Source organism: Candidatus Accumulibacter sp. ACC007 (genome assembly GCF_907163205.1).
In the GTDB taxonomy this organism is placed as follows: Bacteria; Pseudomonadota; Gammaproteobacteria; order Burkholderiales; family Rhodocyclaceae; genus Accumulibacter; species Accumulibacter regalis.
Genome location: NZ_CAJQUD010000001.1, coordinates 1,547,939 through 1,572,794 on the forward strand (window position 1 = coordinate 1,547,939; position 24,856 = coordinate 1,572,794).

The following is a 24,856-nucleotide window of genomic DNA, read 5'->3' on the forward strand; positions in this document are numbered from 1 at the left end:
GTCGAATTCGGAGAATACAACTGGGAGATCCGGGGCCCGATCATTGCTTGACCGTATGGATCCCCTTGTACTGGATATATGCCAAGACGTAGTAGGGAGGGCGAATGTCAAGTATCTGGTCGTCGCCTGACCACTCCGTCATTCCAAAGCCTCGGCCAGCATAGTCGTCGTAGTTCTCAAGCGCCTTTCCACGAGATTTCGCCCTATCCGTAGTCACCCCAAGACCAGCGCCTGTGTGGCTGTGTGTCCCGATCACATCGATCGGACGTCCGAGAAGGTGGCGGTGACGGAGGATCGTGACAGTCGTTTGGTTGCTCTTTCGGCTGCCCTCGCTATTGGGTTCTTTGTAGTCGCTAGCGTTCGGGTCGTAACCGACCACGAACCGGCCGCGCAAGTCCGGCGTGCCGTTATCGCCATTGCAGAGCTTCCAGCCATCGGGCAGGTTCTGGGGGGCGCCCGACCACATCATGATCGCTCCGACCGGCACGGCGCCGAGGCCGGTGATCGCACCTTCGGCCTCTAAAGGCCCGTTCACCCTGACTTTGCCCGTTCCGCGCGGCTCGAGATTCAGATCCTGGTCGTCATTCGATCCAGTGGCATAGATCGCGTTGTGGCCGAACCCGATTCCCTGTGTTCCATTGCTGTGGCGGAACTCGACGCCCGGCGTGCCGCCCTCGGCTGGTCTTCCTGCCGGAAACTCGCCGGTAACGTACAACCCATTGACACGGGGAGGGTGGGTGCCGGAGCGCTTCTGACGACCGACATCCAGCGGCGCGACCGGTGCCTCCTGCCCGATTCCGGTGTTTCCCGCCTTGTCGATGAAGAGGCCGGTTTGCTGCTGCGCCGTAGCCTGGTGAACGAGCAGCAACACCAGCGCTGCCGCCAAGACGCCGCGCCCGATCTGCAGGCCGGTCAGCGCTTGTCCTTTCCATGTTCTTGCCATTTTCTTTCTCCCGTCACCTTTGAGGTTCCAGTTGAGGGGCTTGGCCGGCGCGGGCGGTGGTCCCACCACACACATCAGTTTCCTTGCGGATGGCCTGCTCGATTCCCCCGTTGAACCCAGTCAGCGTGGCGCTATCGCTTGCCCGGCGTCGATCTCCAGAAGCCACGCATGCGCCCCCTCGCCAAAGTTGTGCTGCATCTGGCGCCCAGTCCCAAGGGCTTCCCTGCGGACGAGCTCGCTGACGAGATGCGTGGATCATGATCAAATCTGGACCGCCGTTCGCGTGCACTCGACCCTAAATAATCACGCGATCGGAGTGGATCGTGAAGGCGAACCGCAAGAGCGTGGCGAGCCGAGTGTTGCCGCGGGGCCGAAATTCATCAGAGTCACTCAGACCAGGGTACTGCGGAGGATGCGGCAGCGACGGTCACCCGCGAACCAGGTCTTTCTCCGAATGCTCCATGGATTGTGCGACAAGACGACCTGCGTCGATAGCGTGGCGTGCACCAGCACGTAGGGCAATAGAGTCATGAAAAGTCTGCTATAAGCTCATCGATATCGCTAACCTCGCTTGGCTGTCCTGAATTGGCTTCTTTGTAACTGCCGCCTCTTGGACCACTCCCAGAATGCTTGGCTAGTATGATTTCGCGTGGGTCGGTGTTTCTGCGGGATAATAAACGAAGGTCCCCGGAAACTAGGTACACGTCTGATTCGCTTGTCGTTTCCCGGATTAGTCCGGCACCTCCCAATTTAATACCCCGAAGTATGTCCACGAATTTATCTTCCACGTTCTGGTTCCTTATCGTTGCCAGATCTTTTGCTTTATACATCACTTCCATGGTCTTTTCCTCCTTCTGGCAGTACCGATTCCCCGGCAGAACCGGGGGGCCCGCGTTGGCTAATCTGCGTCTTCCTGGTGTTACTGCTTGCTCACTGCTTAATGTGCGATTACCTGGTTTTGGTCTCGGAAAGTTGCGCCACCGCGTCTATAGTGCCGAAGGCCTGTGTCGCGGCGACCCGTTGCACCGTGGCCTCAAGCCGCGCTATTTGCTCTCTCACAGCGGCCAGTTCCGCCAGTTTCTGCTCCACGGCCAGGTTGGTCGCCGCCAAACGCGCGATCTCCTGCTGTTGTCGGGCAAGCATTTGGGCTTGGTCCTTGACTGTCTTGTTCTGCTCTTTGAGGGCTTCGATCAGAAGCGGAATGAGATAGTGATAGCGCACCGCTTTATATCCCGCCTCATTCGTGGTCACGGCTTCGGGCAGCACCGATTCGACGTCTTGGGCGACGACGCCAACCTGATTCGTAGCTAGTTCCTTGTAGCGCTTTTCTCGCTCGGTTTTCCAGAGCTTCTGGTTATCAGCCTCGGTCGCATCAGGTCCGGCCGAGAGGTTTTTTTCGATGTCTCTGGTAAAGTATTTCAGCGCTTCATCATTCCATCTATAGCTCACTCCGCGCAGATGAATAATTTTTTCTAGTGACGTGGGAAGCGTTTGTACCTGGCTCTTGAGGCGAAGATCGGACGGCTCCGGATCCGGCCCGGTTGTGGCTCGAGAACCGGCCCAATCATTTCGTTCCTGATAGACTTGCTTCCAACCACCCCGTCCCGATTCGTTCGATTTATAGACCAAACGGCCGGTCACGAAAAGATCACCCGAGACAATGAGTTGGTCCCAAATATTCACTCGCCGTATATTTCCATTCCCTGATCTGTTGCCAACGAGCATCAAGGCTTTATATACATCGGTATCATTGGAAATTTCCGCCCCATTTTTTTCCGTGTGAGGAAAATTGCTCCACTTAGCGGTAAATCGAATCGGATTGGAGTCGGTGAGAACACGAAGATTCCCCGCGATATCAAGCTTATCGACCGGGGGCAAAGTCCCGGTCCCGATGCTGACGTTGCCCGAGAATGAAGAGTGCCCTGTGCCGTTGACGGTCAGATCCTTCGTGATGCCAACGTTACCCGCGAAGGAAGAATTCCCCTTCCCCTCGACAGCCAGATCTTTCGCGATGCCGACGTCGCCGGCGAAGGACGATTTCCCCGTTCCCGTGACGGTCAACCCGCCATCGGGCGCGGTCGTCAAGACCATCCGCTCATTCGCGCCATAGTTGTCGCGCCATGAGTGGTTGCCGTCGGCCGCATAAAATAACGTGCGGCCGTTGATGCCCAGACCGTACCCGCTCCACAATTGCAATTTCAGGTTGTTAGACGTATCAGCATTTGTGAATTTGATCTGCTGGTCGCCGTCGAGTTGAATCTTCCCCTTGCTGACCTGTAGTTTCTCGCCGGGATCCGGCGTCCCGATACCGACCAAACCTTGCGGGTCGATGAACAAGGCATCGTCGGCGCTTACCGTGCCACCCATAAAAACCAGGCAGCCGAAAAGCGGCACCAAGCCGAAGACGAAGGGCTTTGAAAAACCGTGGCTGTGCGCGGTTCTGCTGGCAAGCTTGGAGCTGCTCCGTCTGGCTTCGATCTCGCCCGGCCGTGTCCGGACGACAGCCAGCTCCGCTTGCAGATCACGGCGAAACTGTTCAGTCATGATTTTCTCCTGGTTAGGTGTTGTAGATCCGGAGTTGGATGGTCTGCCGTCACAGTATGGGTTTCGGCTGGGGATGGGTTGCATTGACTCCTGTGTGTTGACAGTTTGTGTTCCAGGGTTGCGCAGGGTCCATGCGTCATGGGCTTGGCGCCCCGGTCGCGATTGTCAGGGTGGCGCCTTGCCTGACTGTGAATCCCGGTCCGAGCAGCACGTTCCCAGCTGCTTTCAGCACCGTCGTCTGGTCGGCCAGTCCGTCGACCCACAGGTGGGTGGGACTGTAGATGTTCGCGTCGGAGCCTGCGCTCAGGGTGTATTTAGGCACGATGACCCGGAGAACTCGATCCCCTTTGACGGGGTTGGCATACAGGGTGCCATCGCCGCCAAAGAGCAATTGCGCCCGCATTGGAATGACGGCAGTCGACGAGTGCAGACGGCCGGAAAAGGCAGAGCCGAACGCGAACAGATCAACGTCACCCGCCCCGTTCCACACGAAGCGAGTGCCGGCCTGATCCAACGCTAGATTGCCACCGTTGAGCAGATCCGGCGAGTCGCCAACCGTAAAGGTCGGGGCCATGGCCTTTGTTGCCCCCGTCAACCAGTCGATGCCAGTCAGTGTGCCCAGTTCATCCGCGACTCGCACCGCGTAGATCTGCTTTCCGGAGGCAGGTTTTTGCATAGTGCCAGGCGACAGCTGATCAGGTATGGGTTGGCTCCACAGCCCTTTCAGGGGCGGCCAATTCTCCGCAGCAGCGATCTTTCCCGAATGGTCGTCAAAAGGGTTGTTGAAGCACGCGAGCACGCCGTCGTTTACGGAATTGGCGGCGACGTAAATCTTCTCGGATCCATCGGGGTGCAGGATCACCACAGGGGCATGGAGCGAAGGTTTACCGGCCACCTTGAGATGATCCTGATTGGGGAGAGGGTTTGTAAAATATTCGCCCGTCTGCGCGTTGATGGCGACCAGTCCTTCATTTTTGGCCGTAAGGTAGACGAATCGGCCGCTTGGGCCGACCGTTACGCGGCTGGTCGTCTTGTCGGCCAAGGTCACCTTCCACAGTTCCTGGAGATCCGGATTGAAGCCGTAAACCTCCTGGCCCTTTACAAGATAAAGGCTCCCATCGGGACCGAGCGAGGGGGCATTGGCGGGGTCGAGATTCGTGAGCTTGAGGTCTTGGACGACCACTGGAGCCTGAGCCGGGTTGCCCGAGCCGAGTTGGTAGGCAATGATCCTGCCATTGCCAACGATGTAGAGGCGGCCGGACGGCGAGACCAGCAGATGCTGGCCCGGGTTGCCATCTACGCCGATCGTCCAAACAGGCTTGCCACCAAGCGGATTCAGCGCGTGCAGCGCCTTTTTTCCTATGTCGTCGGTCATGAGATAAACCAGACCATTGTGGAACACGGGCGTCTCGGACCACGCGTTGGAGAACGGTCTGGTCACATAGGAAAACGCACCGCTATCCTTGCCACCAAATCTCGCCGTGGGCAGAAATGGCCGAGCGCTTTGCACTGCTGGCAGGCCGTCCGACTGAGTCAGCGCTGGCTGATCAGCCACTGCATATTCGAGGATCAGTCGCGGCCAATGACTGAGGTCGGCTGCGCCTGTCAGATACCAAGTGCTACTGGCACTGGACGGTGTTGTCAGAAGAAGCGAGAATTTCCTTTCTCCGCCTTGGGCTTGTATCGTACCCAAAAAATCCTGCCCGGCGTCCCAGTATACGCGCTCGTCCTTCGCGAACTTGAGTGTTCTACTCTTGCCGAAAGGAGTTCCGGTATCCGGCTTTTGCGTCAACGTGGTATCAGCGACTACGTTGACGGTCTGCTGCGCTGTCGCGTGCCCACTCGAAACAAGACTTAGGCGAGCGGCTGTAAGGTTGGCATGGGCTGGAAGCGAACTCGCTCGAAAACGAAGGAGAATCTTTTCGTTGCCAAATTGACCTCCGGCAATTCCGGCGGTTTCTGCCTTTGATGGAAGAACCTCAGTTGGAATGAGCGTAATGACGCTTCTTAACTGGTCTGCCGCCAATGTCGCAGGAGTTGCGAATGCCAAGAGCGCCAGAAAGCAAATTGAGAAAACGCTACCGATGTTGAACCAGAATCTGCGGCCTGTCGACAACCAGAAAGATTTGTTCATAAAGAATCTCCGTGCATGGTCAGTGAGATACCAGGATATTCAACCTGCCTATGAATTTTGGGTCGTTTTGGAGCGACCAACAGAATAGAAAACGGTTAAAGACAACGGCTTGCAAATAGTAATTCTGGCCCTGGAACTGCTGCCAGCCGTCTATGACAGGGCGCCCCTCCCATAAGCCTGTGCCCGAATGCCACTCAAACAGGAAAGAGAAAATCCGGTTTCCTTGATCTTTACCGTTCCCATTCGTAGCCACCTCCCTGAATGAGCCTATAAGGAGGAGCCGATCCGAGTCGGCTGTTTCAGAGGATTCCGTCTGCCGAAAAGCGACTAGTGCCGAGGCGAGTGGCGCCCCGGGATCCGGCATGATCAGAACAGGCGGAAGCTGATTTTCATCCATCTTCTTCCAATCCTTTCCATCGCGCGTTGACCAGTAGTCGCGCAGCGCATCGAACGTTTGCGGGTCTTTGCTGCCCCCGTACATCCAGACCTCGGGCGGACTATCGGGAGGCGCCCACATGGCGGCGGCGGGATTGAGTCGGCCGGCCCATTTGCAGTGCTCTTGCAAGGGATGCCACGCGAGTTGCGTATCTGACTTCTCCTTCCCCTGCCAAACATCACTACAAGTATTGACACCGTTGTAACCTCCGATGACCCATATAGCATCTTCGAAGACCACACAAGCGTGGCCCATGCGCGCCGGCATTGTAGAAGGAAAATCCCCTTTTCTTTTCCAAGACTGGTCCGCTTCATAACACCAGACCTCATTAAGCAAACTATCTGGGTCGACCGAGCTACCGCCGATCAGCCACAGCTTGTTCTTGTAGTAAACGCCTGGGCTCGTCGCCATGTGTTGCGGAACGTCGCCGGGCTCAAGACGCCAGGCATCTACGCCCGTGGCCGAGGAATAAAGGGCGTAGGTGCCCCGTCCGTGTTTGAAAATGGCGTACAACCGGTCCGAGCCGCTGCCGCTGAAGTCGTTCGCGACAAAGAGCCGAACCGGCGATCCCTGGGGAAGCGCGATCCGGTTCCAGCCCGGGGAAATGACCTGGACCGTTCGGTCGAGAGCGTTCCGAACTTCGGTCTGATTTGCTGGTTGCTTGTATTTACCCTCAAGGCGGTAAACAGACGTAATGGACGGTTTTTCCGTCTCGGGAAACTTACCCCGGACGGGGAACACACCAGAAATGATCTTGTTCTTGGCATCTTGGTCGGTCCAGTTTCCCACCTCTTCGTTATTCCGAAACAGGGTCAGTGTTTCGTAGTCGGTTGCGCAAAAGCTCACCGTGACTGCAGTCTGGCCGGCATGCAGAATGTAGTTGGGATTGACCGTGAAATAGCGAATGCCGGGTTTTCCCCGACGTTCCAGTTCTTTCCTTACCGTTATTGAATAATTCTCACCTGGTGACCACTGTTGCCTGCCGGTCGAGGTCTCAACGAGGATTTCGATCTTGGCGTCGCCCGGCGGCGTGTTGGACACGAAGCCTGCCAGTGAGATCGAAACCGGCAGGGCGGTTGGGAAAACCCCGGTATTCCACACTTTCATACCGGCTGGTGGGTTTTGCACCGGAATGATGTTCGCCGTCTTTCCAGAAGATTGCCCAGTGACTTTCACGAATTCGTCTCGCGAAGCCAACAGGTCAGCTTCATTTGCGCCGCAGCCGACTGTGACGGTCACCCTGACCTTGGTTCCTGCCGGACACTGCGGGCTGGCGTTTACCTCAATCCCGACCTGATTGGTGGCAGCATGGGAGTCGCCAATTTTTACCGCCGTCTCAGCAGTTGGTACAATTGTGAAGTCGTTCATGCGAAGTCCTTACGAATCTAGGGTGCTGCGGTCGATGCGTCGCCGATTGTGATGGTGAGTACTTTTGCGCTCGCTGGCGCGTCCTCGGCGTAGGCAGTGAGGCGATAGGTGGTTTCGGCCTCGACGGTCACGCCGTACTCGCGCAGTAAAGGCTGCGCATCCCATTTGGCGATGAGGGTGCTGCTCCTGTCCTCCTTTATCTGCTCCAACTTCAATGACTCTGCCCCCTGCAGCGACCATGCCAGGTGAATTCGTGCCCCTCTGGCAACTCCGTCGGCGCCTTCACGCACCCAAAAGCTCTGGATGAGAGGAGCGATGGCGAGTTTCAGCCAACCCTCGGAGATGGCCGGCCAGGCATCTGAAAATGAAGCCCGGTCGGTGGCTTCCACGATCGCGGGGTCGAGTTTCCACTGGGTGACATCCGGGCGATAGGCCCACGACCATTCGCCATAATCGTCCGATGGCCTGGGCATCTCCGGCGTGGAAGAGAGACCCAGGACTGGCGCCGTTTGAAAGTAGACCTCGCGCGCGCGTCTCGCGCCAGTCGCGTCCTCCGGCGGCAGTTCGAGGTAGGCTCGCGGCAAGGCTCCGGTCGTGGCGTGGACCCGCGCCTGCGGATCCATCAACATCGTTACCTGCAGCGGCTGCATGCAATCGATGGCGAAATCCTGGACGGCAAAAACCCGGACGGCGTTCCTGTCCACGTCGCGCGTGTCCTCGCCCCAGGCCGGGTAGAAGGCACCGCTGGTGCTGACCCTGCCGCCCGATGCCGCAGCGGCGCATCGGAAGACACCGACCAGCCCGTCATTGCCAGCGTGGAGGTCTCCGAGACGCAGCGGCCACTTGATCTGCTTGAAACCGAGCGTCTCAAGGAGACCGTCGACGGCTGCTCCGCGAGTAGCGCCGGAACGTAGTTCTGGGCGATGCGCGGACAGGCCGGCCGTTTCGAACTGTAGACTCGCCCGCACCAGCGCCAGCGGATGTCCGACAAGGACGGCGACACCGGGGTCTGCTTCTGGAATGCGCTCATCCGCAGAAGCCATCACATGGTCGATGCAGGCGGAAAAGGTGGCGGCGTCGTCAGGCGTGAGGCCCAGGAGCCAGTCGCAGAAATAACGCAGGTGCGGGTTGTCGATGGTCGCCTGCTCGACTCCGGGGACGTCCAGCCAATAGAACGCGGCTGCCGAGCTGCCGGGAGCAAGGCCAAGCTTTTTTTGCAGCGCTCCCAGCGCTTTGCCCGAGGCGGAATAGATCGTCAGGCTCTTCTCAAGATGGTTGGGGAGGACCCAGCCACAGACCGGTCCGCTGTTCTCCTCCGGATGGCCGGAAGCGTCTTCCCAGTCAAACCGCAAGCGCATGGGCTGGACGAAGCGGGGACGCAGCTCGACGAACTTCGCGTCCGGCGCAGCCGCAGTCGAGCCGAGCACGCACGCGCTCGCGCGGCGTAGCATCCGGTGCGGCCAATCGCCCGCCGCAGAGTCGTTGATCTGAACGATCGGCAGTTTCAGCGTCTGGCCGAAAGCGTCGACGATGGACAGGCGCGTGATTCCCAGGCGCCCGGCACGGATCGGGAGGAAAGGCTCGGGTTCGCCAGCAAGGCGCGGCGCCGTACGGAAGGTGTCGCGCCGCTCATCGAACCCGTCATTGATGGCGGCATCGACCGCCGCAATTTCACAGGACTGACCGCGACTGTCGAACCACTTGTCAAAATCGAGCGGCGGCAGTTGAATGCCGGGCTGCTGCAAGAGCAGGGCGTCGTTGAAACCGTCGAGGCTTTGCGCCAACACCCTCTGGTTCTTCAGGATATTGACCAGGGGGTGAGACTTGTTCAAGGTCTCCAGGCGTTCTGCCAGGTTGTTTGCCGTGCTCGGGGTCAGGATTGCATAGCCTTGATAGCTTGCTTTCGCGGCCGAAGCAGCCGGGTAGGGTCCTTTGCCTTTCAGCGTCAGATCGCCCCCCGTGCTGTCGCCGAGGTTCCAAAGGCTGGTCAGCAAGTCTTCCGGCAGGGCGTCATGGCTCGCGGCGGCTGACGCGTAATCGGACTGCCACGAAACTTCCCATACGAGAAAGAGAGGAATCCACGGGTTGCCATCCCATTCGATGGGGAAACTCTGGTCGGGCAGGCGACCGATCAACGCGTTGGGAGGCGTGGCTGGCTTCTGCTGTGCCGCCGTACTTCCTGGATTTTGCAAGGCCTTGACGGTATCGCCCAGCTCATTCTGGTGCTGCCTGGACGCCATGCCGGCGATGGTGGCAGCATTTCCCTCATCGAGCACGAGCGCCTCGAGAAGCAGCGAGTGATGGATTCCGCTTGCGACAGGCAGCGTGTTCGGCTGAGAAAACAGCTTAGCGATCAACTGCTCGCCCTCGACCGTAGCGACTGGGCCAGAAGGGATTGCCAGCACGATCCCCGTGACCTCCTGACCGGAGAGGCGGCACCGCAGTTCATCGGCCGCCGACCAGGTTCTGAGCCGGGCCATGGCGGGCCCCTGAAGGGCAATCGCCGGCTCGCTGGGCTGCTGGAATGGTGGCGCTGGCAAAGACGCCAAACGGTATTTCAACGCCCGCTCTCCAGCGTTCAAGCTCGGGCTTCCATCCGGCTGAGTCTTGAATTGCTTGCCCAACGCGTCATGGAGGCTTCTCTCGCTGGCATCCCGCTCTTCCCTGGCGCCATCCCAGGCGGTTCGCTCGGTAGCGAGAGCTTTTTTGGCGACGCCGAGCTGTCTGTCCAGCTCGTTTGCCCGCTCGTTGACGCCGCCCCTGATCGCGTCGGTCCACAGATACCAGAGCGCATAGACCTGCCAGCGCAAGTCCCCCACGCGGCGAGAGAAGTCATCGCAGCGTTGTTGCTTTGCATTCAGTTCACGCAGTAACTTCCGGAGGCCTGCCGGAATCGAGTTCGCGCGACCCGCCTGTGGCGGCTCGGCGGCGTTGCTGGTGCCAGGTAGATCGGGTTCCGGGCGAATGAGAAAGAGGTTGCCGCCGCGAACGCCATTGAAGCGGCGTTCATGCAGCTCATATTGAAGCTCCGCGGCAGTAACGGACTGCGACAGCAGGTCGCCCTGCAAGGCCGTGAGCAGATCCTGATCAACTTCTCCCGGCGCGAGCAGGGCCGCCACCGCTTCCGCTGCGGTATTACCCAGCGCAAGCTTGTAAGCCTTTTTGTGGTTGTCCGGATTGGCGGGAAAAACAGCGGGCTGACTCACAGCAGCACCCGTCGGGGACTGCATGTAATTGTGCGTCGCGCCCTGCCAGGTGATTCCTCTCACCAAACCGTGGCAGAGAAGGCGTGCTGGCAAAGGTTGCGGCTCGATCTCCGAAATGGTCCAGGCCTGCTCCGTGGCCCATGCCCGAAGCTCAGTGAAATACCTGTCTTGCTGCTCCTCAGTGAGGTCCCCGGGTGGAATGGAATTGTTTCTGCGAAACTCGGCAAAAAACCTGGCCAGTGGATCATCTCTTGGGTCGGAATACCAGCCGGTGACGAGATAGGACAGGCCGGCACCTGTGGGGACATCTGCCATTTGGTCATAAAAACCAAGCACGCCTCGACACGCGGGATAGTAAGCGCTGAAGGCCGGATCCCCCGGACCGATTGCCGTGATAGGCAGCAACGCTGCTTCGTCCTCTGCTGCGAGGGGTCCCGTCACTTCGGTGCAGGCGCCAATCTCCTGGAATTCTGCCGGTCTGTCCTTGTGAAATTTCGGCCAGCTGATTCCGTTCGTAGGGTCGGCTGGCTGAGCATCGCTCTTGATTAGCCAGGCTTTGTACGACAGCTTGCCGTTCGCTGCGCCGCCGCAGCGCTGCACCAGCCAGCGATTCGGAATCGGGGGAAAGGAAATTCTTTCGGCTCCCGACTGACTGCCATGGGTCAAAACACGCGGCAGCCGAAAGTGAAGATGAATCCCCGGCTGCAGGCCAGCCGCCTGGTTGAACGGATTGCCATCACTATCGCTGTCACCGCCAAGTTCCACCCCGAAGCGGTAGCTGTTGTCCCTCAACTTCGCAAAATTCGGGGCGAGATTGGTCCATTGAAACATGTCCTCTGCTGGGAGCAACCTTCCTACCACCAGTCCATCGATGTGGATGGGCACCAGTAATCTGGAGGGTTCGTTTCCGTTGCTCATCGCGCGTCCGTATCCTGAGGGTTTGCTACGTCAAAAACGACCCGGCCCGGGCTTTCTACCATCTCCACCCCGAAGTCGGCGGAGGTGAATTCCTTCGTCGCGTCCCTTACTTTCAGTGCTTCGAGTTTGTCCTTCAGGGTCTGTGCCAATTGCGCCACCTCCACGACACGCGACGCATTGCTTCGCAGCGGAATCGGCACCTGGGAGTCATCAGTGAGTTGATGGCCTGGTCCCGGCGCGACACCGTCCTCTTCGTCATGCTCAGGGCTGTCATTGAGCCGCCGCAGATGCGATTTCCTGAAGCCCTTGCCCTCGACGGAAGCGCCGAAATGCATGCCCTCGGGCGGCTGCCTGAGCTCGATGCGATCAACCTTTCCATTGAAGATGCAGAGCATGATGTCGGGAGCTAGGCGGTCGATGCGCAGCGGATCGAGGAGATCCTCTGCGTTATCGCCACTATCCTTCCACGCGCGCATCTCGAGCCCCTGCCAGCCTTCCACCGCTGGTGAGCGGAGAAGGAAGCCGGTGAGCGGCCATTGCGGGCGCCTCTCGGCTGGCTGTTTTACGGCGATGTCTGACGACTGCGAGCGCACAAACGATCCGCCCTGGCCCGCGTGCCCACTCGCATCGACGGGCACGGAAAAAGTCGTCGGTCCAAGGCAGGTCACCCAGTGCTCACCGTTAATCTCCGCGGTTGACCCGCACACGCCAGAAATCAAAATCCGGTCGTTGTTCTTGAGTGCATGCGGAACAGGGGTCGTCACCACCGTGGGATTGGCCGCCGAGTTCGAAACGATCAGCTGTGGCTTCGTCCGCACCTCCAGCGACTGCACCATCGCGAAATCGAGGAACTTGTCGCGCAAGTACTCGTCCAGCAGTTCATCGTGGGCGACGCTCCTGCCAACGCTGCAGCCTCCTTCCAGCAGGCACTTGAGCCAGCCCGGATCAAGGTAGAAGAAGCGCATGCTATCCGGCGGCAGCATCCGTTCATCGGCAACCAGATAAGTGAACGGAACCCGGTAGAGCAGCACCAGCCGGGCCAGCCACTGACAGACCGTTTGCGGGATCGTCAGGTCGAAATCCGTGCTGAGTTGCAACTCCCCCGCTTGCGTCGTCTTCTCGTCCGCCGCCTCCCGCTGGAACGCGTCGCTGTCGGGTGGAAGGTCTGCCCAGTCGGCCTTTCCGCTTGGCCTGGTCTGGCTGTCTGTCATCGCTTGGACGCAGGAGTTCATGATATCGCTCTCGGCGTCGCCGGCGCCGCCCAGAAACTCCCTGACCCGGTTCCGGCCCAGCACCTCATTGATCTGCCGCCGTACCCTGTTGCGATTGGCGTAGAGCGCGGTGGCGAAGTGCCGATCCTGCAGGGCCAGCAGACGGCCAAGCTGGAAGGCGGCTGCGTAGGTGACATCCATCATTCCGTCCAGCGGGCTGTAGCGCAGGGCCGCGTCGGCCGCGGGCAGGAAACGGTATTTGGTTTCCTTGGAAAGATAAAGCGGCACGAGCGGGCCGCGATACCACGAGACCGTCTTTTCCCCGAGCCGCGTGCTGTGGTTCAAGGCCGTGTAGCCCAGATCCCAGGCGCTGCGGACCTGTTCTTCCGCTGGCCCAGCGGCGCCGTCAGCTTGCCACGGAACACGCAGCAAGCGGACTTCGAGCTTGTCCATCGACGCCTTGAACGAGAACGCCCCACAGCAGTGAAAACTCCAGCTCGAAAGCACGGCCAGCCGCACGGGCTTGTTTGCCGCCGGCTTCGTGGAGCCTGGAAGGTAATCCTGCACCCCTTCCAGGGAGACGAGGTAAGCCCGGTTCTCGAGCGCCAGCGCCGGACTCTTGTCGGGTAGCGGAAAACGGTTGGCAAGAACCACCGAAAACCACCCATCGGCGAGGAAGGAAATCGTTTCCTTGGCCCCGGTATTCACCTCCCGGACATGCGCAAGATAAGCAAGATCATCCGAACTAGGCGCGACGCGCTGAAATACCTCCCAGGGAAGGTCGATCGTATTGCACAGATCATCCTCTGACTCATAGGAGGCGAGTGCAACTTCCGGGCCGCAAGCTTCGTCCGCAGCCGGTTTGATCAATTCACCAAGCTTGCGCGTCTTGGTCTCCGGAAACTCCCTGGCCGGAAAATCTGCCGCACTAACAACCAGCAACGCCATCCACGGCCGCGTGTCGCCTTTGCTCCGCTGGGGGCCAAGGCTGCGCTCCCAAGGCAGCGTGCGCCGAGTGAAAACGACGTGCGGGAGGGAGTTTGCGAAATCTCCAATCTGCCCCTTGGGAGGATACACGGAGTACACATCCGCCGGATTCAGCGCAAAGCGCGGACCGGCCACGGAAAAGCTGAACTTGCTGCGGTAGCTTCCCTTGGAAGTGGGGTCGTCGGCCAGTTCTTGCACGGTCTGGGTGACTTCGACATGGTAGTCGCCTGTTTCGAGCGGCGGCTCGCACCACTGGTGAAACTGAATCTCGCCGGCGGCGAGTCTTGTTTGATGTTCGCTCATCTAGACAAATGCCTCTCCGAGTCGGCAGATTTCCGGGTTGGCCTGAAAATAAGATTCCGTGGCCTTGCCAAGCTCGTCAAGATTCGCCTTGTTCAGATCAAAGGGCGACTCCCGGGCGAGAACGGCAAGCACCGCGTTCCGCCTTTTTGTGGAAACGTCATCCATCACCGTCCAGATCTCCTTTCGTTCTGTCGCCGCAATGGTTCCAGCAACCAGCAATTGATCGTCCCACGGGATAGGCTTGTTAAAGTTTTCATAGGCAAATTTGTCGATCGCCATCGCTGGCAGCGCGCCCTGGGGATGAATGGGATCGAATGAGATCCGAAGACCCGCCCAGGCCTGGAGCGTGATTGCCGTGGGCTCCTCCGGCAAGGGCACCTTGCCTTCTTCGCGGCTTTTTCCCCAGAGCGCATCCGGAACAGCGGCCTTGACGAGCAAGGTGCGCGTATTCTCTCGGACCTCAGTCTTGCCGTTGATGGTGACCTTGCAGCTTGACCTTAACGCGGTCTTGCCCATCGAACGGATGCCTAGTTCTGGCGGACTTGCGCTTAGGGCGTCTTGCGGTTTCAGCCCCGTGAACTCGGATACGGGAATCAGCGACTGGGTGCTCAACGCCAAAGCGTGCGCATTGACGACGCGAAGCAGCGTCCCGCTCTTTGTTTTTTCCTCACGGATGAGCCCGCTGTTGATCTGGGTTACGAGCACATTGCTGTTGTCCGGGCTGCCCTCCAGCGCTGGAGGCAGGAAGGACTCGACAAAATCCTTCGCCTCGAGCGTCGGAGGCGGCTGCTTGTCAGGACCGAAGCGGACGGTAAGGGTGATGACGGTGAGGTCGATCTGGACCAGCCCGGCGAATTCCGGGCCCCAGAGGTGCAATTCCGCACCAAGGTGGATCCTGATCGAAAAGACACCCAGATCGGCTTCGACACCGAGTGAAACTGCCATGTCTATCAGGTAATAGAACGGCTTCCAGCTCAGCAGGAAATCGGCGTAGGCAATAAACCAGACCTTGACGCGGGACGATTGATAAACGGCGCAAAGCTTGCCGCCGGCCATCAGACACGAAGGGGTGAGCGCGAAGTACATGCCCCCTGTAATGCTCATTTCCCCGGTGACCTGCCAGTTGATTCCCAGCCGGGGCACGATCGGATAGTGCGGTTTGGGTATGAACTTCGGGTGGTAACCTCCCAGCGTCAGGACGAAGTCACCGGCCAGCGCTCCGCCAAACCAGATGTAGAACGCGAAGCCGCCGGTGAGGTGGCAGTCCTTGCAGAAGACGTACGATTCGTCGGTGAGCCGGGCTTCCATCCTGATCGTGCCTTCGGCTGGCTTGATCACCACCCTGAGCGCCAGCTCCGCATAGGCGACCGCCTTGCCGCGCTCGATGCCTTTGGGAATCGTCACCGCTGCCAAGCCCAGGAGCCCGATCTCCACCTCATTCCCGACGGAGACCGAAAGCAAGGCAAACGCCTGGATCATTTCAAACGAACTGAAACGGATGCCAATCGCAAACCAGTAATCGCCGAGGGAAGGCGGAATGAATTTCTGCAGTTTCCCCATGGCATCCTGAATCAGGCTACCCGTTCCGGAGGCCAGGTAATCCGGGTCGAGGGCGGCGCGCACGAGCGGGAAATTGTAGACCTCTTCAATCGGCGGCAGGGTCAGTTTGCGGTTGTAGCCAAATCCCGCCGCCAGACCATTGACCCGAAAGCAGGGCGGCCCGCCCAGTTCCAGGTGCAGGATGGCGAATAGGTACAGCGAAGCCCTGCCGTCGACCGAGGCATACGAGCCAAATCCGGTAATGCCGAAGTTCGCGGCCTGGATCATGGCCATGCCGTCGTACTGGACCGCTTTCTGGCCATTGAGCGAGATCTCGCTCTTCAGGAAGCTGCCGCTGATGCTGATCGGCCCGCCCCGATAGGCCAGGTCGATGCCGTCCAGCGCCAATTCCAGATTCGCCGGTTTCGGATCGGACGGCGGCAGGCGAACGCACAGCCCCGTCAGACCGAGATGCAGTCCACCGACGTCAACGGCCGAATCGAGGAGCAGTCCGATCTTGCCGTCCTTCCACTCGCAGCCCACGCGCCCAAGGCGCAGCGGGCCGATCGTCTTGCCGACCACGAACCACTTGCGCATTCCATCGGCCGAGTCCACAGCAGCCGTCGGCGATCCGCCGCCAGCCGCTTTTACGGCTGATCCCGACGGTGCGGAATTCGCGGCCGTTTTCTCTGCCAGCCGGCCAACCAAGGGCACCGCGATCGGCTTGGCGCCGATTCCCCCGATGGCAATTCCCGCGACAAAGCCCGTACCCCCGGAGTCAAGCAGGAGCCTGGCCTGGCCAAGTTGGCCGATTACCGCACGGCGCATGTCCGGGGTGAAGCCCGAGACGCTCCCGATGCGCAAATCGCTCAGGGTCAGCCCTTTGCCGATCAGCGTTGCAACCACCCCGGAGGCCGGGATCGCGATGGGCTTTTCGTGAATCAGGCCCCATAAGGTGGCAGCCTCACTCCCTTTCGAGACCTTGACGTAGAGGACGCTGAGATCCGCGATGCCGAAAGACAGACCCTTGTATTCGTTGCCTGAGAAGCACTCGGCGTAGATACTGCCCAGCCTGATGTCTTCAATGCCTACCTGCGGCAATTCGCCCAGACTCGGCAACACTTGTTTGACCACATCACCGAGGGTTCTCTCCCCCAAGTCCCAGCGCCAGCCAAGCCTCCAGCCCGAACCGTCATACTCGGCGCTCAAATCGACGGGTTCCCCCGCCAATCTCGCATCGCAAATGAGTGCCAACTGCGTCGACTCCGACGCTCGCTGGATCGCCTCGAGCAAGCGCTCCTTGCGCTCCTTATTCATGTAGTGACGCTTTCCGGATTGATGCGGTCAAGCTGAGGCCCCCTCCCGTGCCACGTTCGGCGAACGTAGTGAGCACGCTTCCCCCGCAGATCGGGAACAAGCGCGACCTGTGTCGATTCGGCTGCGATGCTTTGCGGACAATCCTGATAGTCACGGCCCGCGTCTCAGCTCGAAGCGCGTTTTCGGAAGTACTGCTCCAGCAGTCGTCGGGAACTCGCGGGGCAGCGAAGCGCCCGCACACTCGCAAGGTCCATCACGGCAAACAGATCCTCGATTCCCTCCAGCCCGGGTACTTCGCCAATCCAGTGCCCATCGCCTTGCGGCTTGACCCACACGAGAAGGGCACCGTTCTCCGCCTGATCGGGTAGCGCTGATCTCCCGCCTGTTGCCAACAGCGCCTTGGTGGGGGGAAAGAGAACTTCATAAGAGAGATTCGGGTTTTTTTCAATGAGAGGTCTCAACCACTCGGGCACGGACATGCCATTCGCTTCGAGGAATTCCGCCAACGGTTCTGCCATGTCGCACGCCTCCTGAACACAAGCGACGAGGCGCGGAATGACGGGCGCGGCTGCGCAGGGAGCCGCGTCCGAACCAAATACCCGCCATCCATCAACTCGCCGCTTGCCACTTGCTTCCGCCCGAGCTGCACTCGCGCTTCGAGCCCGCGAGCCCAGTCATAAACCATCCGCTCGCCGGGCAGCCGGGGACGCTTCGGCTCCTACGCGCCCGTGGGGCGGGCAACCGCAAGGACAGTTGCCCGCAGCCGGATCCTGGTGTGGGCCGTAGAAGCGGCGGCCAGGGTAATTTTAGCCACCGCCATGGCCTCACTCTCCACCAAGCAGCTTCGCGTACTCCTCGAGAATCGTCTTGGAAGAATCGCGACATCGGAGCACCCTCAAACTCGCACCGGATATCTCGAACAACTTTCCGAGATCCTCATCCTCCGTCAAAGCGCCAATCAAGCCGTCGTTAAATTTCAGCTCGAACATCATCAGCAAAGCTCCGTCGTCGACCTTGATCTTCGTTACCTTGCTGGCCTTGTCGGGGTCGCTGTCGTGAGCTGTAAGCCACTCACCTTTTTCCGTGTCAGTTAATGGTCGTTCGTTTTTCGAAAAGTAGAAAGCGTCGCAGGAGATCGAAGTTGTTTTTAGAAGATTCTTCACCGGATCCGGCATGGACACGTTCTTGCCCTGTAAGTAAGCCGCCAGATGTTCTCCCTTTATCGTTACCGGTTTTGTTATATAGACCGGTTGTCCTTTAGTGATATTGGTTGCGTCGGGAATCATGAGATAAGACTCTTTACCGTCCGCCTTTACTGCCACCGCAACTCCGAAGTGTGTCTGGCCGTCGAAAAGAGTCACCGGGCAAAGCGTTCCTCCGGACAGTACGGGTAGATTTGTGCCGCTTTCGGTTGTCATACGTAGTTCCTCCATGGAAAAGTCAAAAGTGCCAACAAGCAGGGTCGGATCCTTGACCCATGCAAAGCACGTATCTCCAACTTATTCTCATTGCCGCGCCAAGTGCGTGCAGCTATGAGCGCATTGAACGAGGGCTAGTTCAGTGTCCTGCCAATTCGGACCGACTCGCTTTCGTGCACCGTGACTGCATCCAGCACGAGCGTCGCGGCGACCGTCTTGTCCGAGCCATTGCTCGACAAATAACTGCGGAGCGCATCTCTCGCAGCCCTGTGATCGTCTGCGATGTGAGCGTCGTCAAGTATCTGCACCCCCAGGGCGAGCCACTCTGCGCATTTGGCGCGCCAGGAATTGTTCAAGTCCCGGATGACCGCGAGCTCGTTGCTTTCGGCCTCGCTGCCCGGGTTATAGGGTTGGTACAAGGGCGCCCAGGACTCTCCTCTACCGAGATGGATGGAGGTCGGGGGATACCCTTGCGCAACCATGAACAGGGTGCAGGGGAGACATGAGGCCATCTTGGTCGTGACCGCGCCTACTGCGATCTCGTACGGAGTGCAGCTGGGGCCGAGGGAGTACCCCTTGTAGATGGCCTGAATCATCCCGTGCGTATAGGCCGCGATGTCGCAAGCGCCGGGCTCGCCGTTGAATGCCATCTTATCCGTGGCGCCCATTTCCCCGGTGATCTGGTCGGCCAGGTTTGTCGCACGGGTGACGTTGGGCATCGTTGAGTCGGGCCCTTTTCCAGCCACATCTCCGCCGATAATTCCCCAGGGAACATACGAGTCGGTTGTTCCCCTCCGCAAGCGCGAGATCCAGGAAGCGCTTCCGGTTCGCGGGAGCCATCGCGGGTGTAGCCCGCCCATCGTCGGGTCGTCAGCGGGAACGATATCCGGGTCCGTGGTAAGAAAGCGCGCGGTGGGTCGGGGGCCGACCGGGTCGGTGTTCCCTTCGGTGTTCCTATTGTCGACAAATCCAGTATACGCACCCCTCCCCGTGTATTGGGTGAGTTCCTGGTTTTTTATCTTGTCGTACAACGCCTGGCCCTTGGCGGACAACACGGGATCGGAGACCGAGACGGGGGCCGACTGGTTTGCCAACGCATAGACCCCCATGATGACTGCGCCCTTGCTGTAGTCCGGGGCAAGTCCGGCGTTGACCTTGCCTGCCGGCTCCAGGTTATGTCGTTTCAGGTAGTCCACGACCGCTCTTTCGATCTTTCCGACCACCGCCTGCAACCCCGTCAAGTCTTTGGCCCGATCTCTGGGATCAATATCGAACCGTAGCGGGGTGCCGTTCACGACGTGCGACGCGGCGAACCCCAATGCCGCTGCGGTCATGATCACATCCGCTTCTTTCCGGGGATCCGAACAATCAGAGTCCGTGACGATACCGTTGGTTCTTCTGAACGACATGACTGGACTCACTCTCCAGGTGGATGATTGCTTACGTCGGGCCTTCAACCCGACGCAGTCTAGACTACGCCCAGCGGCCGAACCATAAAACTTTTCGATGATCCACTGCGAAGTCTTGCCTGTGCTTCTTGCCGATGACTTGCGCAGCCACTCGCCTGCAGAGAGCGGAATCAGCTGGCGCCGTCACGCAGACCAAAGACAGGCAATCCGCCCGACCATTCGGCTTCCCCAATCATTCTCGCGGAGAGCCTTATGCACCCTTGCCATCAGCCCACTGGTGAAGCCATCTATCCTTTGGACGCCCGCGGCGTTGCCAAAAGGTTTCGCCACGCGGCAATCTTCAGCGCGCTCGACGCGCTGCTCCCGGGGGAAACGATGCGCTTCTGCAACGACCACGACCCGCTACCCTTGAGACGATGAAAGGGGCTGTGCAGGTCGTCCGCCGCCAGCGCGTCGATGCGGTCGGCAGCACCCGTGCCGGAGGTCTCTTCGGCCGCTGGGGGAACGTCACATAGCGGAGTTCCAGAGAGCATCGAAGGAGGAATGATGCCTTTTGGGTCGAATTCTGCCGCAACGAAAAGTTCAAAGCAGCCACTCGGCGCGATTCCCTGCCCTACGGCCGGTAAGGGATCTATACCGGCCGTCCGCGCGATGCGCCGCCAATGGCCGCTCAGGCCGAGAACCTGCCCCTGAGGCTACACCGCCAAATGTCCCATTGAAAGGTGGCAGCGGCCGTTCAGAAGTCCCGTTTCTTCGCGAAGACAATGACCAGGTCGTGGTCGACGCAGCACGACGCGCCACCTTCGACCAGCCGTCACACCACAACCATAGTTCCCGAAGAACGGCACACCCTTCAAAGCCGCTTCTGCAAATTGCTCACCCACAGCCAAAGCGCGTACGAGATCGAGACGATCAACAAGGGTGGCAGCAGCGAGGGCATCGGCAACGGCACAATCATCCAGACGGCGAGCCCCACCAGAACGGTCCACAGGACGCGCACCCCGAGGCTGTGTCGGATCGGGCTCTGCGCCACGACGGAGTATTTCCGGATTTCCCGCACGAACTGGCCATCGCTATAGGCCGCCATCACCAAGGGAATGCCCGGCAGCAGCCATCCCATCGCGCCTCCATTGCGTACACTGGACCAGCGCTATTTCTCGTAAGTGGCCATTGAACCAAGTTCACCTTGAATCCCCCGCCTGAATTTCGGCTGTCAACCGGCCTGTCAAGATTGCTACTCCATAGTCGTGGTTACGCCATCACACTCGGACACCTTCCAATTCAAACCGCCTTCACATAACATATAAAGCAGTTATGCGTGTGGAGGCCGTAACCATGAACCAACGGTGTCCGGTTGCGTCATAGGTATGCCAATAACAATGGCCGCAACTGGGCCTCATAAAGCGCCTGCGAGGCCGGTTTGTGAAAACAGTGCTTGAAGAAGCGCAGGACTTGGCGGCTCACCTTGGAGGTATAGCGAAATACCGGGGTGCTCCAGTCGGGGCGATCGGTCCCGTCGGTCGCGGAGGTCTGGCGCCGGTCCTGCTTGCGCAGCGCTTTCTCGTCCTCGATTCCGTGCTGACCCATTCTGCGGTGCAAGAGCATGGCCACCAAGAGGCTGGTGACAATGGCCAGACGGACCTGGTTGTCGATGGCCGCCACACTTGCGCCCCATGCCTTGGCCAGGCTGAAGTCATTCTTCCAGGTGTCAAAACACTTCTCCTCCTCCCAGCGGCGGGAGTAGAGGAAGGCGACGAGGCCGGGTTCGAGCTTGAACTCGTTGGTCAGAAACTCCACGAGATGCCCACGCCGGCTGCGGAAGGTGATCAGGCGCCAGTTTTGACGGGAACTGCGCAAGGTGATGCGCAGATCCGTGAGCACCCCTTCGTTAACCGGCTCGTCCGCCACCGGCAAGCCCTCGGTCGAATCGATGCACAGGCTGCTTTTCATGCGCGTGATCAGGGTCACGCCCAAGCGCTTCTTCCGACCATCCCAAAACGCCGCGTCGATGAACGCGCGGTCGACCAGCCACAGCGCGCCCTTGTGACGGGTCATGGCCTGCGCGGATTGATCGTAGTCGCGCAACAGCGCCGTCTCATGGCGACTGCGGGTATCGACGTAAACGTCGGCGGGGCAACCCAGGCGCACGTCGTAAAAGCTCAACAGCGCGTGCCCTTTGGGATTGTCGTCCCCGCCCTGGCGGGGCGTACACCGCCCGTAGTGGGCGCTTTCGCTCTGATAAGTTCCATCCATTGCATACACCGGGCGTCCTTCCAAGGTAGGGAATTGCACCAGACGATCCGGCAGCGCTGCTCGGGCCTCGGTAAGCAACGGCGCCATGGCCGCCTGTAAGACCGCCCGGCGACGGCGCGAGGACAGCGCGTCCGACCACGTGGAACGTGCCAGCGGGACGCGCAGCGCCGTACCCGGCTCCCAATGCAGCAGCGACTGCACCTGCTCGCGCAGCGTGCGCATGCCTTGCAGGTGGCGCAGTACTCCCAAGCCGATAAAATCCGCCATACTCAACACGCGCGATACTGCGCCGGTATCGCGTACCTGCGCCAAGGCATGAACCACCGGCGCCAACAATTCCCCCAAGACGGTCTGATTCATGAGGCTATCCATGACTGCAGTTAATCGTTCGGTATCCACACGAGGCTCCAATAGGCTGTTGTTTGTACAGCACAAATTGCGAGCATTTTGCTAAACTATTGTCAAGCGGTTTTCCGATATTTCTTGCCGACCCATTGTCCGTTCCGTAGAGCGGTTAGATTGCGCACCTGCCGATTTTCTATTAAATCACCCATTATCTGCGTACAACACGACTGGCGCTGCCTCATGGGGCAGCGTGCCTGCTTCGGCCAGAATTCAAGCCGGACACCGTTGCCATGAACTTCAACATCTACCTTGACGACGAAACTGGTCAGCAACTCAACGAAGTTGCCAAAAAGGTTGGCGAAAGCCGGAATGCGCTGGTTCGCCAGGCAGTGAGCGAGTGGCTGAAGAGGCGCGGCAAACCCCAATGGCCGGCTGAACTACTTGCCTTCAAGGGTATGGCCGACATGCCGCTATTTGAAGCAGGCAGGGACCGCCTCAAGCCGCCGGCAGCTGACCCACTGGCATGAAGTACCTGCTCGACACCTGTACGGTCTCTGATTTCGTCAAAGGCCAACCCAGCGTCTTGGCGCGCGTCAAAGCCACACCGCCGAATCTGATTGGCGTATCTGCGCTTATGCGCATGGAGGTTGATTACGGCCTGGCGCTCAACACCGAGCGCGCAAAGAAGCTGGCACCAATACTGGACGCGTTTTTTTCGACCATCGCCACGCTGCCGTTTGATGAAGCTGATGCACAGGCAGCCGCAGCAATTCGTGCGGCGCTCAAGACCCAGGGTCAGCCAATCGGCGCTTACGATGTCCTGATAGCTGGCACAGGGCTGGCGCGTGGGTTGGTGGTGGTTACATCGAATGTTGGCGAGTTCAAACGAGTCAGCGGATTGCAGGTTGAGGATTGGAGATGAAGTCCGAGACGGCCGAGTAGCCGAAATCTCGCTCTCCCTCCTGAATGTCGGCTGTCCGTGGTGCTGCTGACCTTCGCGTCGTTGATGACAGTCACAGCGCCACGATCGTTGCTAGCGGCCACGGTGGCCATCCGCCCGATTGCTTGCCCTACTTCCCGGCGGCGTCGATCTTGCGCTTCCCTTTGGCCTCCGCCTCCGCCTCTGCTCGCAACCTTCCCAGTGCCTGCTCGATTGCCGGATACATCTGGGCAGCCGTCCGACTCGTCGTCCGAATCTCGTTGCAGGTGTCGAGAGCCATCTCGAACAGCGATCCAGCATCCCCTTTGGCGCCGAAGCCGATGAGGCTCAACTGGCCAAGTGCCGTCAAGGTCATCACGCGCCCCAGGGGGTACCGTGCCCAGTGCGCGTAGGCGACCGCGCGATAGAGGACGTCCTCGGCTTCGTCGAAACGCTTCTCGTCCATCAGTTGATGCGCCCTGTCGTATTCCTCGGTGGACCGATCGGTGCAGTAGTTGCGCAACGGCTCGGGAGGCAGAAACTCGGGCGGCAAAGACAAGGCGCGATCTACCGGCGGCGCATGCGGTTCGCGCGCCATCGCGGCCAGCTTCGCCTGTACTGCCTCCCACCCGTCGTCGCCTTGCCGAAGCAGACGATGGGGAAAGTCGTCGAGCGATCCCGCTATCGACACGGGCTCCTGGCGCCTGGCGCCGGTGAGCAAAGCCACATCCTTCAACGCGGCGAATGGGTCCTCCTGCTCGATGACCACCAGCGTCGACGTCTGCTTGCCCGCCGCACGGATCAGTTCCAGTTCCTTCAGAACGCCCAAAGTGAAGCCGAGGAAGTGCATGACGATCATGCCCGCGTTGCGAACCAGTAAGGAGGCCAGCGATTCCCACTCCTCGTCGGCCAGCACGAATGCCGGCAACGGCCCGCTCTGTCCCGCCGGGTTCTGGATACCCAACACGGGCAGAGAGGGCTCCACCGCCACCTGGAGGCGCCGCTGCATGTGGTTGTCGAACTGCCCGGCGAGGGTCACCACCTGCGGCAGTCCGTACGGGTCGTTGCGCGCGCCATAGACGCGTGGACCGAGGCCGAAATTGCGCAGATAAAGACAGAACGGTGTCTGTCTGAGCACGGCTTCCCCCACGATCTCGGCAGCGCGTTGATGCGGTTTTTCCTTGAAGAACAGGCGCAGCGAATCGAGCGCCAGTAGCCGGGACTCCGAAAGCTGCGCTCCCGTTCTGCCGGCGCGCGGCGGATAGTCCGGGTAAGACATGTTCATCAGTTCCAGCAGCGTGCCGTCCACCACGGGTGGCAGATAGCCCATGAATGGGGGAAGATTGCCGCCGCTCATATCAGGTGCCGGCGATACGGGAAGTCACCGGCTTGGCCTGCACGCCCTAAGCCGATTGCAGGCACCTCCGCTGTTTGATGTTGCAGACGCCTGCCGACATCTTGTGGAGGTATTCGGGCGAAACCGAATGTGCTGAGAGGTGTGACCGGCCACCGCATGGCTGAGCCCGGCAGGCCGTCCTGGCAGAGGTTGCGCCGAATGGTGGCGGCGCCAGTGGGTAGTTGCTGTTCTTTTCTCATCAATTGAAAA

The 24,856-nt window shown here is 59.7% G+C and carries 17 protein-coding genes and 1 pseudogene; 3 read left to right on the top strand and 15 right to left on the bottom strand.

Translation table 11 applies throughout. The features are described 5' to 3' along the window. Positions 1 to 40 precede the first annotated feature (40 nt). From QZ634_RS06730 to QZ634_RS06785, 12 genes are all read right to left on the bottom strand, one after another. Positions 41 to 943, bottom strand: coding sequence for a hypothetical protein (locus tag QZ634_RS06730; RefSeq protein ID WP_291986641.1), 903 nt, complete (start codon positions 941 to 943; stop codon positions 41 to 43). 390 nt (positions 944 to 1,333) lie between these two features. Further along, positions 1,334 to 1,474, bottom strand: coding sequence for a hypothetical protein (locus QZ634_RS06735; protein ID WP_291986643.1), 141 nt, complete (start codon positions 1,472 to 1,474; stop codon positions 1,334 to 1,336). After that, on the bottom strand, positions 1,471 to 1,782 hold the full coding sequence (locus QZ634_RS06740) for a hypothetical protein (RefSeq protein ID WP_291986644.1): 312 nt from the start codon (positions 1,780 to 1,782) through the stop codon (positions 1,471 to 1,473). The genes QZ634_RS06735 and QZ634_RS06740 overlap by 4 nt, the downstream gene beginning before the upstream one ends. 109 nt (positions 1,783 to 1,891) lie before the next feature. Then, the gene (locus tag QZ634_RS06745) at positions 1,892 to 3,487 is read right to left on the bottom strand and encodes a tail fiber domain-containing protein (protein WP_291986646.1); all 1,596 of its coding nucleotides are present in this window, start codon (positions 3,485 to 3,487) and stop codon (positions 1,892 to 1,894) included. A gap of 136 nt (positions 3,488 to 3,623) precedes the next feature. Beyond that, positions 3,624 to 5,621 carry a PQQ-binding-like beta-propeller repeat protein gene (locus tag QZ634_RS06750; protein ID WP_291986648.1) on the bottom strand — a complete coding sequence of 666 codons (1,998 nt, stop codon included), beginning with the start codon at positions 5,619 to 5,621 and terminating at the stop codon, positions 3,624 to 3,626. A gap of 19 nt (positions 5,622 to 5,640) precedes the next feature. Further along, positions 5,641 to 7,425: a kelch repeat-containing protein gene (locus QZ634_RS06755; protein WP_291986649.1), complete on the bottom strand. Its 1,785-nt coding sequence runs from the start codon at positions 7,423 to 7,425 to the stop codon at positions 5,641 to 5,643. Positions 7,426 to 7,442: 17 nt separating this feature from the next. Further along, positions 7,443 to 11,549 carry a hypothetical protein gene (locus QZ634_RS06760; protein WP_291986651.1) on the bottom strand — a complete coding sequence of 1,369 codons (4,107 nt, stop codon included), beginning with the start codon at positions 11,547 to 11,549 and terminating at the stop codon, positions 7,443 to 7,445. Next, complete coding sequence (locus QZ634_RS06765; protein ID WP_291986653.1) at positions 11,546 to 14,050, bottom strand: hypothetical protein; 2,505 nt, start codon at positions 14,048 to 14,050, stop codon at positions 11,546 to 11,548. Before QZ634_RS06765 ends, QZ634_RS06760 begins: the two co-directional genes overlap by 4 nt. Then, a complete protein-coding gene (locus tag QZ634_RS06770; protein ID WP_291986655.1) occupies positions 14,051 to 16,906 on the bottom strand; it encodes a DUF6603 domain-containing protein in 2,856 nt (951 codons plus the stop codon). A gap of 164 nt (positions 16,907 to 17,070) precedes the next feature. Then, entirely contained in the window at positions 17,071 to 17,424 is a 354-nt protein-coding gene (locus QZ634_RS06775; protein WP_291986657.1) for a hypothetical protein, read from the bottom strand. Positions 17,425 to 17,730: 306 nt separating this feature from the next. After that, positions 17,731 to 18,324 (bottom strand): hypothetical protein, encoded by a 594-nt coding sequence (locus QZ634_RS06780; RefSeq protein WP_291986658.1) that lies wholly within the window; start codon positions 18,322 to 18,324, stop codon positions 17,731 to 17,733. A gap of 134 nt (positions 18,325 to 18,458) precedes the next feature. Continuing rightward, complete coding sequence (locus QZ634_RS06785) at positions 18,459 to 19,733, bottom strand: hypothetical protein (protein ID WP_291986661.1); 1,275 nt, start codon at positions 19,731 to 19,733, stop codon at positions 18,459 to 18,461. 252 nt (positions 19,734 to 19,985) lie between these two features. On the opposite strand from QZ634_RS06785, the pseudogene QZ634_RS06790 reads away from it, so the two are divergent. Next, positions 19,986 to 20,144, top strand: a pseudogene (locus QZ634_RS06790) (DUF2249 domain-containing protein); the annotation flags it as partial. Between the two features lie 442 nt (positions 20,145 to 20,586). On the opposite strand, the gene QZ634_RS06795 reads toward QZ634_RS06790, so the two are convergent. Together QZ634_RS06795 and QZ634_RS06800 are read right to left on the bottom strand one after the other, a co-directional pair. Continuing rightward, a complete protein-coding gene (locus QZ634_RS06795) occupies positions 20,587 to 20,853 on the bottom strand; it encodes a hypothetical protein (protein ID WP_291986663.1) in 267 nt (88 codons plus the stop codon). Between the two features lie 239 nt (positions 20,854 to 21,092). Then, positions 21,093 to 22,346 carry a transposase gene (locus QZ634_RS06800; protein ID WP_291986665.1) on the bottom strand — a complete coding sequence of 418 codons (1,254 nt, stop codon included), beginning with the start codon at positions 22,344 to 22,346 and terminating at the stop codon, positions 21,093 to 21,095. 275 nt (positions 22,347 to 22,621) lie between these two features. On the opposite strand from QZ634_RS06800, the gene QZ634_RS06805 reads away from it, so the two are divergent. Beyond that, positions 22,622 to 22,858, top strand: a complete 237-nt coding sequence (locus tag QZ634_RS06805) for a ribbon-helix-helix protein, CopG family (RefSeq protein ID WP_291986667.1) — start codon at positions 22,622 to 22,624, stop codon at positions 22,856 to 22,858. Continuing rightward, positions 22,855 to 23,253, top strand: a complete 399-nt coding sequence (locus tag QZ634_RS06810; RefSeq protein WP_291986669.1) for a type II toxin-antitoxin system VapC family toxin — start codon at positions 22,855 to 22,857, stop codon at positions 23,251 to 23,253. Before QZ634_RS06805 ends, QZ634_RS06810 begins: the two co-directional genes overlap by 4 nt. A gap of 148 nt (positions 23,254 to 23,401) precedes the next feature. On the opposite strand, the gene QZ634_RS06815 is transcribed toward QZ634_RS06810, so the two are convergent. Continuing rightward, positions 23,402 to 24,607 carry a hypothetical protein gene (locus QZ634_RS06815; protein WP_291986671.1) on the bottom strand — a complete coding sequence of 402 codons (1,206 nt, stop codon included), beginning with the start codon at positions 24,605 to 24,607 and terminating at the stop codon, positions 23,402 to 23,404. Positions 24,608 to 24,856: the final 249 nt, after the last annotated feature.